This is a genomic window from Acidisoma sp. (genome assembly GCF_965199065.1).
Lineage (GTDB): Bacteria > Pseudomonadota > Alphaproteobacteria > Acetobacterales > Acetobacteraceae > Acidisoma.
Genome location: NZ_CBDAQN010000001.1, coordinates 1,546,365 through 1,561,047 on the forward strand (window position 1 = coordinate 1,546,365; position 14,683 = coordinate 1,561,047).

14 protein-coding genes are annotated in these 14,683 nt (G+C 62.2%); 6 read left to right on the top strand and 8 right to left on the bottom strand.

Annotation, left to right across the window (positions count from 1 at the left end; genetic code table 11):
• Window positions 1–79 precede the first annotated feature (79 nt).
• Genes ACOEQ1_RS07270 through ACOEQ1_RS07280 form a run of 3 tightly spaced genes read right to left on the bottom strand, consistent with a single transcriptional unit; the run spans window position 80 to window position 3,164 of the window.
• Window positions 80–946, bottom strand: coding sequence for a sugar phosphate isomerase/epimerase family protein (locus ACOEQ1_RS07270; protein WP_419758518.1), 867 nt, complete (start codon window positions 944–946; stop codon window positions 80–82).
• Entirely contained in the window at window positions 947–2,098 is a 1,152-nt protein-coding gene (locus tag ACOEQ1_RS07275; protein ID WP_419758519.1) for a Gfo/Idh/MocA family protein, read from the bottom strand.
• Between the two features lie 22 nt (window positions 2,099–2,120).
• Window positions 2,121–3,164, bottom strand: coding sequence for a TIM barrel protein (locus ACOEQ1_RS07280; RefSeq protein WP_419758520.1), 1,044 nt, complete (start codon window positions 3,162–3,164; stop codon window positions 2,121–2,123).
• A gap of 659 nt (window positions 3,165–3,823) precedes the next feature.
• Between ACOEQ1_RS07280 and ACOEQ1_RS07285 the strand changes: the two genes are divergently transcribed.
• From ACOEQ1_RS07285 to ACOEQ1_RS07295, 3 genes are all read left to right on the top strand, one after another.
• Entirely contained in the window at window positions 3,824–4,789 is a 966-nt protein-coding gene (locus tag ACOEQ1_RS07285) for a glycosyltransferase family 2 protein (RefSeq protein ID WP_419758521.1), read from the top strand.
• Between the two features lie 461 nt (window positions 4,790–5,250).
• On the top strand, window positions 5,251–6,240 hold the full coding sequence (locus ACOEQ1_RS07290) for a GNAT family N-acetyltransferase (protein WP_419758522.1): 990 nt from the start codon (window positions 5,251–5,253) through the stop codon (window positions 6,238–6,240).
• Window positions 6,241–7,461: 1,221 nt separating this feature from the next.
• Window positions 7,462–8,172, top strand: a complete 711-nt coding sequence (locus ACOEQ1_RS07295) for a LuxR C-terminal-related transcriptional regulator (protein ID WP_419758523.1) — start codon at window positions 7,462–7,464, stop codon at window positions 8,170–8,172.
• A 47-nt stretch (window positions 8,173–8,219) separates the two neighbouring features.
• Here ACOEQ1_RS07295 and ACOEQ1_RS07300 read toward each other — a convergent pair whose 3' ends face one another.
• The 4 genes from ACOEQ1_RS07300 to ACOEQ1_RS07315 all read right to left on the bottom strand — a co-directional run bounded on the left by ACOEQ1_RS07300 (window position 8,220) and on the right by ACOEQ1_RS07315 (window position 10,439).
• Window positions 8,220–8,504, bottom strand: a complete 285-nt coding sequence (locus ACOEQ1_RS07300) for a hypothetical protein (RefSeq protein WP_419758524.1) — start codon at window positions 8,502–8,504, stop codon at window positions 8,220–8,222.
• Between the two features lie 310 nt (window positions 8,505–8,814).
• The gene (locus ACOEQ1_RS07305; RefSeq protein WP_419758525.1) at window positions 8,815–9,195 is read right to left on the bottom strand and encodes a hypothetical protein; all 381 of its coding nucleotides are present in this window, start codon (window positions 9,193–9,195) and stop codon (window positions 8,815–8,817) included.
• A gap of 209 nt (window positions 9,196–9,404) precedes the next feature.
• On the bottom strand, window positions 9,405–10,193 hold the full coding sequence (locus ACOEQ1_RS07310; RefSeq protein ID WP_419758526.1) for an aldolase: 789 nt from the start codon (window positions 10,191–10,193) through the stop codon (window positions 9,405–9,407).
• Window positions 10,194–10,289: 96 nt separating this feature from the next.
• On the bottom strand, window positions 10,290–10,439 hold the full coding sequence (locus ACOEQ1_RS07315) for a hypothetical protein (RefSeq protein ID WP_419758527.1): 150 nt from the start codon (window positions 10,437–10,439) through the stop codon (window positions 10,290–10,292).
• Between the two features lie 385 nt (window positions 10,440–10,824).
• Here ACOEQ1_RS07315 and ACOEQ1_RS07320 point away from each other — a divergent pair, with 385 nt between their 5' ends.
• From ACOEQ1_RS07320 to ACOEQ1_RS07330, 3 genes are all read left to right on the top strand, one after another.
• On the top strand, window positions 10,825–11,964 hold the full coding sequence (locus ACOEQ1_RS07320) for a ceramide glucosyltransferase (RefSeq protein WP_419758528.1): 1,140 nt from the start codon (window positions 10,825–10,827) through the stop codon (window positions 11,962–11,964).
• Window positions 11,964–12,422: a CreA family protein gene (locus ACOEQ1_RS07325; protein WP_419758529.1), complete on the top strand. Its 459-nt coding sequence runs from the start codon at window positions 11,964–11,966 to the stop codon at window positions 12,420–12,422. Before ACOEQ1_RS07320 ends, ACOEQ1_RS07325 begins: the two co-directional genes overlap by 1 nt.
• A gap of 173 nt (window positions 12,423–12,595) precedes the next feature.
• Window positions 12,596–13,384 carry a sterol desaturase family protein gene (locus ACOEQ1_RS07330; RefSeq protein ID WP_419758530.1) on the top strand — a complete coding sequence of 263 codons (789 nt, stop codon included), beginning with the start codon at window positions 12,596–12,598 and terminating at the stop codon, window positions 13,382–13,384.
• 34 nt (window positions 13,385–13,418) lie between these two features.
• On the opposite strand, the gene ACOEQ1_RS07335 is transcribed toward ACOEQ1_RS07330, so the two are convergent.
• Window positions 13,419–14,540: an ABC transporter ATP-binding protein gene (locus tag ACOEQ1_RS07335; protein WP_419758531.1), complete on the bottom strand. Its 1,122-nt coding sequence runs from the start codon at window positions 14,538–14,540 to the stop codon at window positions 13,419–13,421.
• Window positions 14,541–14,683 lie beyond the last annotated feature (143 nt).

Here is a 14,683-nt window from a genome sequence, read left to right on the forward strand (position 1 = left end):
GGCACCGACTTCTTGTGTTTTCGAAACATGACCGATCAGCGGCGCCAGAGCAAGGGAGCGCGAGCGGACGACGCCTGTTTTAGGGTGCGGCCTGCTTCCATTGTCGACGCAGGAAGTCGTGGCCGAACTGGACGACCTCGTCCTCCGACGGGAAGAAGTCGCGCCAGACCCTGGTGGCGGCAGCTATTTCCGGCAGAGCGCGCCCGAATGCCTCGATGACGTACCAGCCATCGTAACCTCCGGCACGCAGAGCGGTGAGCGTCGGACCCCAGGGGATATGACCTTTTCCAGGCGTGCCGCGATCGTTCTCCGACAGATGCACGTGGTTGATGTGCCCGATCGAAAGCGCGATGACGCCAACCGGATCCTTCTCCTCGATATTGGTGTGGAAGGTATCGTACAATGTGCCGTAGTTTGATCGGCCAACCGCTTCCACCAGACGCGCCGACGCCTCCATCGTGTTGAGCAGGTAGCATTCAAAGCGGTTGAGAGGCTCCACGGCCAGTGCGATGCCCGCCGCCGCCGCGTGCCCGGCTGCCGCGCGATGCACCTCGGCGACGCGCGCCAGTTCCTCCCCGGTCGGCGGCGCACCCGAGAAGACGCCGAGCGGCTGGTGGAAGGGGCCGCAGAGAACCTCCCCTCCCGCCGCCTGCAGGCAGTCGATCGCCCAGCGCAAATGAGCGAGCCCTGCGGCCCGTGACGCTGCGCCGGCGCTCGCGCAATTGCGCGCCTCGTCGGGGATGATGGCGACCGCGGTGCAACGCAGCCCCGCCGCGCGCACGGCTTCGCCCACTCGCCGGTAGTGCTCCGGCGTGCCATCAAACAGCGGCAACTCCACCCCGTCGTAGCCGGCCGCCTTCAGCCGCTCGAAGAGGGGAAACTCCGCCTCGGTCACGAAGGGCGTCCACAGCAGCAGGTTGAAGCCGAGCAGCACGGCCCTGATCACTCACAGCTCAGCGTTGGCGATCGAGACCCATTGGCGATCGTGGGCCGAGCGCAGCACGGCGTCGGTCACCCGGTCGGTCCCGAGAGCCTCCCGGAAGCTCGGCACGCCGCTGCCCTGCCCGTCCAATCCCTCCAGGAAATCGGCCATCTGGTGGATGAAGCTATGTTCGTAGCCGATCTGCAGCCCCGGCACCCACCAGCGCTTCATGTATGGGTGGTCGCCATCGGTGATGTGGATGGAGCGCCAGCCGCGCGTGGCCCCGGGATCCCGGTGATCGAACAGCTCCAGCCGATGCAGATCATGCAGGTCCCAGGCGATCGAGCCGTGTTCGCCATTGATCTCCAGCGTGTAGAGCGCCTTGTGGCCGCGCGCGTAGCGGGTCGCCTCGAAAGTCGCGAGCGAGCCGTTGTCGAAGCGCGCCAGGAAGGCTGAGGCATCGTCGATGACCACCGGCTGGACCTTGCCCGAGCCCACGTGGTGGCGCTCGCGGATGAAGGTCTCGGTCATCGCGGACACCTCGCTGATGCCGCCGTTCAGCCACATCGCGGTGTCGATGCAATGGGCGAGCAGATCGCCGGTGACGCCGCTCCCCGCGACTTCCCCATCCAGACGCCAGAGCCCTGCCCCGCCCTGCGGCAGGTCGCTGGACATCGTCCAGTCCTGAAGGAACTTCGCCCGATAATGGAAGATGCGGCCGAGACGGCCCTCATCCACCAACTGCTTGGCGAAGGTCACCGCCGGAACGCGGCGATAATTGTACCAGACCATGTTGGCGACGCCGGCCGCCTCGACCGCGCGCACCATCGCCTCGCTGTCGGCGAGACTGGCGCCGAGCGGCTTCTCGCAGGCGACCATCTTGCCGGCCTTCGCCGCCGCAACGGCAATCTCGGCATGCGAGTTGTTCGGGGTCGCGATGTCGATGAGGTCGATATCCGGCCGCGTGACCATGTCCCGCCAATCCGTCTCGACCGTCTCGTAGCCCCAGTTGCCGGCGAATGCCTCGGCGAGCGGGCGGGTGCGGGCGCAGACCGCCTTGAGCACGAGGTCATGACCGGTCTCGAAGAACTGCGGCACCTGCCGGAATGCGTTCGAGTGAGTGCGGCCCATGAAGCCGCAGCCAACCAAGCCGATGTTGAGCTTCTTTTTCACCATGATCCCCCCGCCGGCCTCGGTTTCAGGCGCGCCATCCGTGCGCGTCGCGGACCCTGATCATCGCCGCCAGGATCTCCGCCCAGGTTCCCGGCATCATCATGACGTCGTTGGGGAACATGCAGCCGTCCCAGCAGATGTGAGAGATACGCCGTGTCAGCGCCCCTTCGCCGTCACGCAGCCAGGGAGCCGAATCCCGCACCACATCGAGCTTGCCGTTGGGGTCGTTGGGCAGGCAGTGGCGCCCGGTCTTCTCGTGCGATCCCGAGCCCTTTACCGTCGCGTCGTTCTGGGCCACGTGGAAATCGATGGTCCAGGGTCGCAGCGCATCGGTCATCCGCTTGAGCGCCTCCTGCCATAAGGCGTGCTGGTCCCAGGTGAAGCCCGCGGGCAGGATCCGGTCCTCCTCGGCGTTGACGCCGAGGGTGTAGAGCAGGGTGTGGGCCATGTCGGCCTGGAAGCCGAGCCGGTCGGGGCGACCTACGCCTTCCAGGACATCCAGCATCTTCTTCCAGCTCTGCATGCCGCCCCAACAGATCTCGCCCTCCGCCGCCAGCTGCTCGCCATGGGCTTCCGCCACGTCGCAGGCTCGGGTGAAGGTCTCGATGATGAGGCGGGTGTTCCCCGCTGGATCGGCGTCCCAGTCGGTCACGCTTGCAGCTGAGTCGATACGCACCACGCCACTTGGCCGGATGCCTAGCCTGCGAAGAGTTTCCCCGATGCGGCAGGCCTTCTCCACCTGCAGCACGAAACGATCACGCTCCTCCGCGCTGCCCATGGCCGAGCCCCCACCGACCGGCGGCCAAACCGGCGCCACCAGCGAGCCGATTACCAGACCGCGAGCCGCCACCGCATCAGCAAGCCGCTCCAGATCGTCTCTCGTGGAGTCAATGCTTGTATGCGGCTCCGCGAGGAAAAGATCGACGCCGTCGAAGCGCTGGCCACCGACCTCGGTTGACGCCGTCAGGTCCAGCAGCGTCTCGAAGCTGATGACCGGCTCCGCTTCCGTGCCCTTGCCGACAATCCCCGGCCACATCGCGTTGTGCAGCTTCGGAAATTCGTTCTCCACGCTCTTCTCCCGTAGCAATGCAGTGCGCCTGTCGGTTTGGCCTGGTCCCGAAGCGGGCCTCGGGTGGGGTATTCAGACGGATCAGGCGGAGCTGATGATGCGCACGCTCTATCTGGGCGATCAGGCACTTGGCCCGGAGCCATCCCGGCTTAAGACTTTGTTCTTCTTGCTTTGGCCTTATCCGGAGGATAGAAACGAGTGGCCATGTCCGTCAAGGGATGGGTTTAGCAATTTCGGTCTAACGGTCGGTGTTCCTCAAGCGGCGGAGCAGTCTTAGTCGCCAGCTGTTTAGCCCGCTGTCGAAACCGCACGGCACACAGCGGCAACAACACCGGCAATGCGGATCAGGCGCCTGACCAAAAGTTCCATCTCACTCGAACGACGCTTGTGATCACGCCTAAAAGACAGGAAGTGTCAGCCTTTCAGTCGCAGCCTACATAATCCGCTACCCCTTGAACAAGGAGCACGCTGCACCAGACGGCGACCGTATGAGATAACATTGCTAGGTCAAACTAATTCACCCGATCAAGCTGTTGCTGACGGATGGGTTGCGGACGCGTTGCCGGTCGGTAACGCAACCTTATTATTTGCGCTATTGCGAATAAAATGTTTTCGGACTAGAGCACCACGTATAGTGTGCTAACCTACGGTGCCTCATTATGACATTGCAGACGCCGGTTCTGTCTATCATCGTGCCGACCTTCAACCGTGCGCGGTTCCTCCTCTCCACCGTCGAGCAGATACTCCGCCAGGACTTCACCGATTTCGAACTTCTGGTGGTCGATCAATCTTCTCCCGAGCAGCACGCCATTGTCAGAGACGGCCTTGCATCTCATCGGTCAGATAGACGGCTGTCGTATTTTCATCTGCCAAGTTCCGGAGTTGCCAACGCTCGCAATGCGGGCCTCGCACGAGTGTCCGGGCAGTTCATTATGTTTCTGGACGACGACGTAATCTTGCTGACCAGTTCGTTTTTGCGCGCGCATCTCGACTGCTACGATGATCCTCGAATTGGCGGAGTGACAGGCCGCACGATCGAACGCGTCAATCGAGAGAACGTTCGGCATACGGCCAACCGCATTACGGTTGGTGGCCGGACAATGGTGAACCTCCTCGGCCACGAGCGCTGCCAGATTCACTCCCTGAAAGGAGCGAACATGAGCGTGCGGAGCGAAGCGATCGCTGGCATGGGCGGGTTCGACAGAAACTATACCGGGACGGCGCTTCTCGAAGAAGCTGACTTTTCCGAGCGCATCCTCAAGCGCGGCTGGCAGTTCGTGTTCGAGCCTACTGCCGAGCTGCTTCATCTCTCGGCACCTGCCGGAGGTGTTCGAGTAAGCGATCAAGCCAAAGCAGACTACTTCAGGTTTCGGTCGACGGCATACTTCGTGCGCAAGCACCGAGGGCGTTTGGGCCTCGTGCCGTTTGCCGTGACCCATCTGCAAGTCGCACTCAAGAAGGCTGCACAGGCGAAGCGTGTCGGACTGATGCCAGAATTGCTTAAAGGCGCGATGAGCGGTCTTCAACGCCTGCAACTCGGCACCGATCAGGAAATTAGCTACCTCTCCAAATCAGCCGGCACTGACATTCCTGCATCGCTCGACCACCACCCTTCCTTGAACTAGAACCGGCGCACGCCGATCGCTCGACACCATGATGTTGACCGATCATTTTGGTGAGCTGCCCCGGAGGATGCGCGTAGAGCGCCCTCTGGAGGCCTACTTTTGGGATGCGCCTGCAAAAGCGGCTGTCCACTTTTGGCGGCGACCACGCGCAGGTTCCGTTCAAACTCCCTGACGAAGACCGTAAAGCTGCACCGCTCCGGTATTGCCACGTTACCATGATGCTCTTCACACCTATTCGGCTGACGCCATAAGACCATCAGCGGCCGCCGCTCAAGGCTCAACCGATGGATGAAATCGAAGTCCGTAGGGTTTCGTGATACGTCTACGTAGCTTTCAGGCTCACGCAGCCTCCGCCGAGCTTCAGACATATCAGGAGGCGACAAGCCTCGGTCTTTAGCGAAAACGCAGTTGATGCTACGACCGCATCGATCTGAATAAGACCTGGAATACCGATGTCAGCAATGCAACAAAAGCTGCCGGATGAATTGAAGGGTCTTCTCGATCCTGTTCCCCGTTTGGCTAGCACAACGAACGCCGCTCGCCCGTCGCCCCCAAGCCTTTTTCATAATGATTGGTGGCTGAAGGCCGCATCGAAGGGCAAGTGGGAGCAAGTGGAGTGCCGTCGCGACGGTGTAATCCTAGCCACCATGCCATTTGTGCGGCACACGATGCTGGGAATGAGGCGGTTGCGAATGCCTCCATATACCCGAACTCTCGGTCCGGCATTTAATCTTCCTCCCTCCAAGCCTTTTCAGCGCGCGCAGACTGTTCGCAAGTTAGTGGCGGACCTCCTCGCCAAGTTGCCTCCGCACGACCATTTTCAGATGACACTCGACCCCGACAGCGAAGCTCCCTTCGCCTTCTCGATCGCTGGCTGTTCGGTGGACGCACCGTTTACTTTTCGCTTCCCATCCTCAACCCAGCCGGAGCAAGCTCTCTCAGATTGCGATCAAAAGACCAGGAATCTTATCCGGACGGCGGAGAAGCGCCTGCGCGTCGTGTCCGATAATTCACTGGATCGTTTCATCACTTTATCGCTACGCGAGAAGCCTCGCAGCGACAATATCCATGACTTCCCTCTGCTCGAAGCCATCTTCTCATCTTGCTTAAACCATGGCTCGGGCGTCGTCCTGACCGCAGTTGATCAGCAGGATCGCGACGTCGCGAGCAGCGTCTTGGTCTGGGATGAGCGCATTATGTACTTGTGGTTGACGAGCAGGGATCCAGAGCTTTCAACGAGTGGCGGCGGAGCGTTCTTGCTCTGGGAGTCGATCAAAATGGCAAGCGGCCTAGGCCGGACATTCGATCTTGACGGTTACAGCTCGGCGGCAAGCGCCAAGTTTCTGGCGAGTTTCGGCCGCCCGCCAAGCATACGTCCGAGGGTCGTCAAGGCGTCCGTGCGGTACCGGATGGCGGAATTAGTGAGGGAAGTAGGAGTGAACCGGAGTTAGGGATGTGCAGATGTCGGCGCATACTTCTCGGGCGCAGCCCCTGGGCATCCCTCTCTTTGGGCGGTCTTAGCCTGCGTCCTCAACAACATCGAAATCTACTGCCTCTGGCGGGCGTTGGGGCCGAAGCTCACCGATGTCCTTCAAACCTTCGCAGGTGTGAACCTTGCCTTGAACGTCATGGCAAGCCTAATGAAGCGTCTTGGCCGTCAAGTTCCTTGACCTAGTCCGCTGACGTATTTGTCCTGGCCGATGAAACCCGAGGGAAGATAAAGAACATCGGCGCCGACCGTGTCGTTGGCCTGACCGACGTCGAAATACTCGCGGCCAAGTTTGTCGCGGCTGCCGAGGGAAGCATTCAATGGTATAGCGGGGACGCCCCACTATACATGTTCTACCTGCGTTTATCCCGACTACGACTATTATGTACAGATGGAATGCGACGTGAATAACCATGTCGATCTAGTTCGTCTGGTCGCGAACATCAGCGCGGACAAGGTCGAAGTACTAGCGTCGACAACCTGGAGTCGATCGATGGCGGTTGACATGCCTGGAGGCTTACAGACCAGACGAACTGCGTCATCAGATCATCTGTCTAAGCGCGTTCTCAAAAAAAGGGCCTTGCGGTTCTAAGTTCGCTCCATCGCAAGCTACAACGGCTTGGCCCGATAGGGTACGTGCGCTCGCTTTTTAGTCCGCATTTCAAGAACCAGATGCGTATTTCCATGGCGAGGTTCACACGCAGCCAGGCCCCGAGCCGCTGACAGCGGCGGGAGCACGGTCGCCCGCTGATGCCCCTCAGCAAGCCTAAGAGCTTCGCGAGCACCATGGGTCTCCGGGCGAAGCGCGTTGTTTTAGCGCACCCGGCCTCACCTGGTGCGGCCCTTCGGGGGCACCTTAAGTGCGGCTGCGCCCCACTCCTGCCAAAGTTCCATCCTTTAACCTCTTCCAGTATCAAGCCACGGCTCCCGCGAAGCGGTGTCTCGGGGCATCTGGATCATCCGGCTTAGCCTCTAAGGGCTGGCGGACAGTGGGCGCATCCTCTAAGGAGATGAGGCATCAATAACCTCACGCTTTCGTTAATGTTTGGCTTAACCTGAGCCCCGTTTGGGGCTGATCTAAAGACCTGGATTGGCCCATTAGATCAGGCAACAGACGCAACCGCCCCTGAAAAAGGTGGTTGAGCCGTCTCCTTATCATCCGCTTTCAGTAAGGGTCGCCCTGATGACTCCGTTGCTTTCGAATTCAGTCTCCTCCGCTTCGCTGGACAACAACCATCAAGCGGAGCCCGTCTGCATCGCCTGGATCGACGTGTCAGCTTTGACGCGCGAGTGCATGACACACGCCGTTGCCGGCGCGCAGAGGCTCTTCCTCATCGTCCCCTTCGACTCGGTGTATGATTTCCTGAAGGCGCCCGAGCGAAAGGTCGACCTCATCGTGTATCATGCGCACGAGGCCGACTCGGTTAACTCCGCCGATATCGCGGCCCTGCGGGAGGCGTTCGCGACGACGCAGCTTGTCGTCCTGTCGGACGCAACCACGCTCGACCCGGCGGTCGTCAAGAGCGTCCTCAATCAGGGCGCGTCCGGGTTCATCCTGACCAGCCAGACCGGGCTGCAGATGCTCGTGTCCGCTCTCGGTCTTGTCGCTTCCGGCGGCACATTCGTTCCGAAGCAGGTGCTGTTCTATCAAGAGAACGCGCACCAGAGCTCCGGCAGGGAGCCGAAGCAGAAGGGCCAGCTCACGGCCCGGGAACTCGACGTGCTCAAGCTCGTGAAGCAGGGCAAGCCGAACAAGCTTATCGCCTACGAGCTCAATCTGTCCGAGTCGACGGTGAAGGTTCACATCCGGAACACGATGCGGAAGATGGGCTCGACCAATCGCACGCATGTCGCGATGAACGCCGACAAATATGTAGAAGCCAAGGCCGCCTGACGACAGCGCCGGCGGCGGTCACTGACCGCAACCGGCGTCTACACAAGTTAAATCTGGAACTTCAGGAGCCCCGCCGGCGCAAGCGGGGCTCCTTTGCGTGGGGCCGGGCAATGGCACCCGAAGGCGCGGCTACTTGCTGCCACTGCCGCCAGCGCCACCGCCGGCACCACCTGCGGCGCCCCCGCCCGTACCACCGGCCGCGCCTCCACCAGCGCCACCATTGGCCCCGGCCGCACTGCCTGCACCGCTGGCGGCACCCGCGCTAGCGCCGGCTCCCGTGCCGGACACACCTGCGCCGACGCCACTGGCGCCTGCGGCTCCTGCTGTTCCATTGGTGAGGATACCAGGCGTGGCGGCTCCGCCGGCGCCCGGCCCTGTCGCGGCGCCGTTCGAGGTGCTCTGGGCAAATCCCGCAGTGAATGCCGCGGGAGCCAAGACGAGCGCCGAGGCGAGCGTCAGGGTGTAGATCGATCGCATTTCATGATCCTCTGTGTCTTTACGGATAGCCCGCACATCACAGAGGTGGCGCCCAGGGGCCGGACCCCAAGCGCGTGAGCCTTCAAATTCCGACGATGTCCGCCGCTTTTGCCCAGACGGCCGAAGGCCGCCGCCGCCTGGGACAGACAGACATCGCCGCCGAAATCAGAGGGCGCTGAACGGCGTGCCCTCGAGGCATGTGCCGGCTACGAGCAGAGCCCAAAGATCGGGATGTCCAGCGCGAAGCGGCTCCGCGCCGCTGCGCGGAAACAGGTTGGAAGGGGCCGCCACACGCTCGACTGAGACGGCTTGCTCAACGGCACCAGCCTCGGTCGCGATCTCCATCACGGAGGTGTCGTCGGAGGGTCCGAAAGCCGCGTCGGCAGACGCTGACGGCTCATCCAGAGAGAAGTCGCCCCAGCTATTGAAGGGCCGCGAGCCGGGCATCGGCTCGATCGAACGACCCGTGGCAGGGTCGATGCGATACATCACTCCGTTCAGTATCCCAACGTATTGGAAAGTCTGTTCGCTAATCGAGGCGCTCATGCGAAATTTCCCTTTTGGTGGCCGGTTGACAAGGGCGTAGATTTGCTACCTCTTCAGCGACAGCCCCGTTTGGGGCTTCTGCGGAGCCTCACATCGAGTTGATCGGTCTATGGAATTAATCCAGTAGGAGCCGCACCGGAATATCTCGGTCGGTGTCTAAGTGGAACGATCAAGTGCTGCGCCGGCCCGGGCGCTCCCGTGGCGTCTGCTCAGCCGGCGAACTCAGGCTCCTCCCGCATCAGCAGCCGCTTCACGGCCTCCAGATGGAGGCGACCACTCTCTGCATCCGCCGGGCGCATCTGTCGCTGCGTCTTCTGCGCCAACTCCGGGGGGATTATGCGGAACGGACGCCCGGTGCTCATCGCCTTGACCTGAACCTCCGCCGCTCGCTCCAGGTAGTACAAATCGTCCCAGGCCATCGCGATCGTCGGCGCGGTCACCATCACGCCGTGGTTCCGCATGAAGACGACATCCGCCTCGCCCATGGCCGCAGCGATCCGGTCACCTTCCGCCTCGTCCAAAGCCAGCCCGTTGTAGTCCTCGTCAACGGCGACGCGGCCGTAGAACTTGAGCGAAGTCTGCCCGGCCCAGATCAGCGGGTCGCCTTCCACCATGCTCAACGCCGTGGAATACGGCATGTGCGTGTGAAAGGCCGCACGCGCCCTGGGCAGCTTCTTGTGAAGCCGGGCGTGAATGAAGAAGGCCGTCGCCTCCGGCTGCCCCTCTCCGTCCACGACGTTGCCCTCGAAGTCGCAGACCAGAATGCTGGAGGCTGTCACCTCCCGGAACATCAGTCCGTAGGGGTTGACCAGGAACAGGTCGTCGCGCCCGGGAACCATGGCGGAGAAGTGGTTGCATATCCCCTCCTCCAACCCTCGTCGCGCGGCCATCCGCAGACTGGCTGCGAGATCGATCCGCGCCTCACGCAGCGCGTCCCGGTCGACATTGGCGAGCGTCGCAACCGCGGCGGAGTCTCCCGCCTGAAGTTCGTGTCCCATACCCTCGCTCCGCTGTCGGTGATGCTAAGTGACAGCGATTTTCTTAGGAGGTCATGGCGTGATCGGAAACGGGAAACCTGACCGAGCAGCCGTTCCTCAGGGTTTGCCGGTGATGCTGCTGACGGGTGCGATGTCCGTGTCTTGCGCCTCCGACGGCTGCGGCGGGACCGCCGGTGAGCGATAGGCCGAGGAGGCGTCGTAGTCCTTCCCCGTCACCGGCTGCATCGACGCCTCAGGCTGGCGCATGCAGCCGCGGATCACCGAATCGCAGACGCCGTCACCCTATTATCCACCAACCGGACATTGGTGATGCAGCTGCTGCCCGGATCGCCGATCGTTATGCCCCTGAGGTCCAGCGGCAAGGTCAGGTTGAACCCGGCGCCCGCCGGAGGCGCGTAGGTGTACGTGTCGACCTCGGCCCTGCTGTCTGTGAGTGTACGCTCGCCCGCTGCCACCCAATCTACGGCTAAGGCTCGCGAATAGTCGCTACAGGAAGTAATGTCTTCTGCCTGTCACAAGACCTCGGCGAGAAGCATTGGACAATGCTTATGCGATCTGTATCAAGCGGCTAGGCCCACGGTCACCGCCCGTGAGTCCGAAACCGCGCCGGCCAACCGGAGTTGAAGGCGAGATGACACCAGCCGCCTGTGCAGCCGTCTTCAGCGTTGTCGCGACCGGTCTTAACCTGACGGGCGTGGCGATCAGCTCCGTACGCTGCCGGCAGCGCCCGCGTCCCCTCGCGGCACCGGCCGGCTCTCCGCCGGTCACCATCATCCGCCCGCTCTGCCGCATCAACAATTACGAGCGGGAGACGCTCGCCTCGACCTTCGCGCTCGACTACCCGAATTACGAGATCATCTTCTGCCTCGAGCATGGGGACGATCCGGTCGCCGGGCTTGTCTATAGCCTGATGGAGAAGCACCCGCACGTGCAGGCCCAGCTGCTCGTCGGCGAGGACCGGCGGAGCAGCAACCCCAAGCTCAACAACGTGCTGAAGGGCTGGGACGCAGCCCGCTATCCATGGATCATCATGGCGGACAGCAACGTGCTCATGCCGCGCGACTACATCCAACAGCTCATGGCGCGGTGGCGAGAGGATACGGGTCTGGTCTGCTCGATGCCGATCGGCGCGCGGCCTGGGAACTTCTGGGCCGAGGTGGAATGCGCCTTCCTCAACACTTTCCAGGCGCGCTGGCAGTATGTCGGCGAGTCGGTGGGCCAAGGCTTCGCGCAGGGCAAGAACATGCTCTTCCATCGCGATGTCATGGATCAGGCGGGCGGCATGCTGAAGGCTCTGGGCGCCGAGATTGCCGAGGATGCGGCCTTTACGAAGATGGTGCGTAACGCTGGCCTGCGCGTGCACCTCGTCGATACCCCGTTCGACCAGCCGCTCGGCGACCGGACCGCCGCCGAGGTCTGGTCCCGCCAGGCGCGCTGGTCCATGTTGCGGCGCTCCACCTTCCCGATCATGTTCATGCCCGAACTCCTCGTCGGCAGCTTTTTTCCTATCGTCGCCGGCATATACGCGGCCTGGCAGTACGACGTGAACGTCGCCGTCGTCGGCGCGGCGCTCGGCGCGCTCTGGTTCGGCAGCGAGGCTATCCTGGCCCGCGCAGCCGGGTGGCACTTCTCGACGCGCATGTTGCTCGCTTGCGCCGTGCGGGACTTCCTGCTCCCGGCGCTTTGGGTCGAAGCCTGGCTGCGCCGCGATTTCGTCTGGCGCGGCAACGCCATGAACGTGCAGGAAGTCGTCGCTGAGGAGCTTGAGTGATGCGTCTGATACTGGCGGCCTTCGGAGTGCTGGTTGGCGCTTCATGCGTCCCTGCCCTTGCCCAGACCAAGATCGGCAGCGTCGACACCACCTTCCGGCTGCTCGGCGCCAACGATCACATCGTCATAGACCGCTATGACGACCCGGATGTGCCCAATGTCTCCTGCTACGTGTCCCGGGCGGAGACCGGCGGCGTGTCCGGCAGCCTTGGCCTGGCACAAGACCCGTCCCGCTTCTCTATTGCGTGCCGCGCGACGGGGCCGGTGACTTTCCCGGCCAACGTGCCGCAGAAGCAGCGCATCTTCACCACCTCGCTCTCGGTTTTCTTCAAAAGCCTGGAGATTTTCCGGCTGCTGGATACCGACAAGAAGGTCATTCTCTATGTCGTGATCAGCACGCGCATTAAAGAAGGCAGCCCGTATAATTCCATTACTGCCGTCCCGACGACCGGGAACTAGGCGGCACCAGTCAAGCAGCACGGATCCGTTGCGCGACCGGATCTTTTGCGAAAGCAATTCGTATCGCTGACAACACGAATTGTGCCGTTGCCAAAGATTGACCCAGCATGTCATCCTCCGTGGTATTGGGCGCAATCTTTATTGCTAGCTCACCAGGCTAGCGGCGATAGGCGATGGTTCAGAAATTCGGCTGGGGTCGAGGCTGGCGAGGCCGCACCTACGATCTGGGGAAGATGACGCTGCCCGAGCTTTGGGCCGCTTATCTCTCATACCCTGCGATCAACCTCTATACCTTGCTGGCTCTGCTCTTCGCCGCATACGCGCTGATGACCGCGCAGCGTGGGCTTGCGATCGTGCTGCCGATGCTCGCGGTCTTCGTCGTCTACCCCCTCATCTGGTACGGGCTGCACCGCTTCGTGCTCCACGGGAACTGGCTTTACCGGATGCGTTGGACCGCGTCGCTGTGGAAGCGCATCCATTTCGACCATCACCAGGACCCACACAAGCTGGAGGTGCTCTTCGGCTCGCCCCTGAATACGATCCCGACCATGCTGATCATCACCGGACCGATCGGTTACATGATCGCGGGCAGGACCGGAGCCGCTGCCGCTTTTGCCACGGCTCTCGTTACCACCTGCGTATACGAGTTCGTCCACTGTATTCAGCATCTAAACTACAAACCGAAGAACCGCTTCATCCAGAGATTGAAGCGAGACCATCTCATGCACCATTTCCAGAACGAGAACGGCAACTACGGCATCGTGAGCTTTCTGCCGGACAAGCTTTTCCAGTCCTATCACGAGAACTCGCGCGACTGCCCGAAGAGCGCCACCGTGTTCAACCTCGGGTATGATCTGAAGCAGGCCGAGCGTTACCCTTGGGTGATGGAGCTGACAGGAACGCCGCCTCGTGACAAGCCACCGGCCGCGATGGAGGACATCGCCGGCAAGATCCTGCGGTGAGTCGACCTCAGCCGGGCCGTTCAGATTTGAATGGTCAGTCTGTCATCTCGCGCGGGCGGAGCGATGCGAGGCAAGCTCCGGCCTCGGTGAAGAGGTAGGCAAGTTCGCCGCGCACCCCGAGCTGAACATCAGACTCCCGCGTGACATCACCGTGCCCATGCGTCTTCACGTTGAGCGCCGTGCCGTCCGCGAGCACGACGTGAGCCAGGATTTCGCCGCCGAGATGCTCGACCAGCTTCGCCTGGGCGGTGAGGAACGCTTCGCCCGGACCGCCGACCGCCTCGCCGATCCCGATGTGCTCCGGCCTTAATCCGAGGGTCAGCGACTGGCCCGCGTTGATGCCCTCTGCCGACACCGGCACCAGGAGGGGCGTGCCGCCCGGAAGTAGGATCGTCACCCCCGCGGGGCCGGTGGCTTGCACGACGGTCGGCATCAGGTTCATGCGCGGCGAGCCGATGAAGCCCGCCACGAACAGATTGCGCGGATAGCGGTACAGTTCCAGCGGCGCTCCGATCTGCTCCACCTGGCCGCGGTTGAGGACCGCGATGCGGTCCGCCATCGTCATCGCCTCGACCTGGTCGTGGGTCACGTAGATCATCGTCGCGCCGAGGCGATCATGAAGGCCGACGAGTTCCACGCGCATCTGCACGCGCAACTCGGCATCGAGGTTGGAGAGTGGCTCGTCGAACAGGAACGCCTTCGGCTGCCGCACGATTGAGCGGCCAATGGCGACGCGCTGGCGCTGGCCACCTGACAGTTCCTTGGGCCTGCGATCCAGCAGGTGCTCGATCTGCAGGACGGCGGCGGCGTCTTTAACGCGAGCGGCGATATCCTCCTTCGCAACCTTCGCGACCTTCAGCCCGAACGCGATATTCTCGCGCACCGTCATGTGCGGATAAAGAGCGTAGGATTGGAACACCATGGAGACGCCTCGGCGCGCCGGCGGCCAGCGTGTCACGTCATCGCCGCCAATCGTCACGCGGCCGGCGCTTGGCTTCTCGAGTCCTGCAATGCTTCGCAGCAACGTCGTCTTGCCGCAGCCAGACGGGCCCACGAAGACCATGAATTCGCCGTGGTGGATCTGCATTGAAATATCGTTGAGAACCGCCGTCTCGCCGAAGCTTTTGTGCAGGCGTTCGATGCCGACTTCCGCCATTAATCCCCCTTATCGGTCTTTCCTCGCAACGGTCTTCTACGGCGCCGTTGACACTCTCGCGGAACCTCAACTACACGATAGTGTTACGGATAACAATTCGTCTGGCTGGCAGCGCTCTCCGGCGGGTTTCTTCAGGAGAGCCC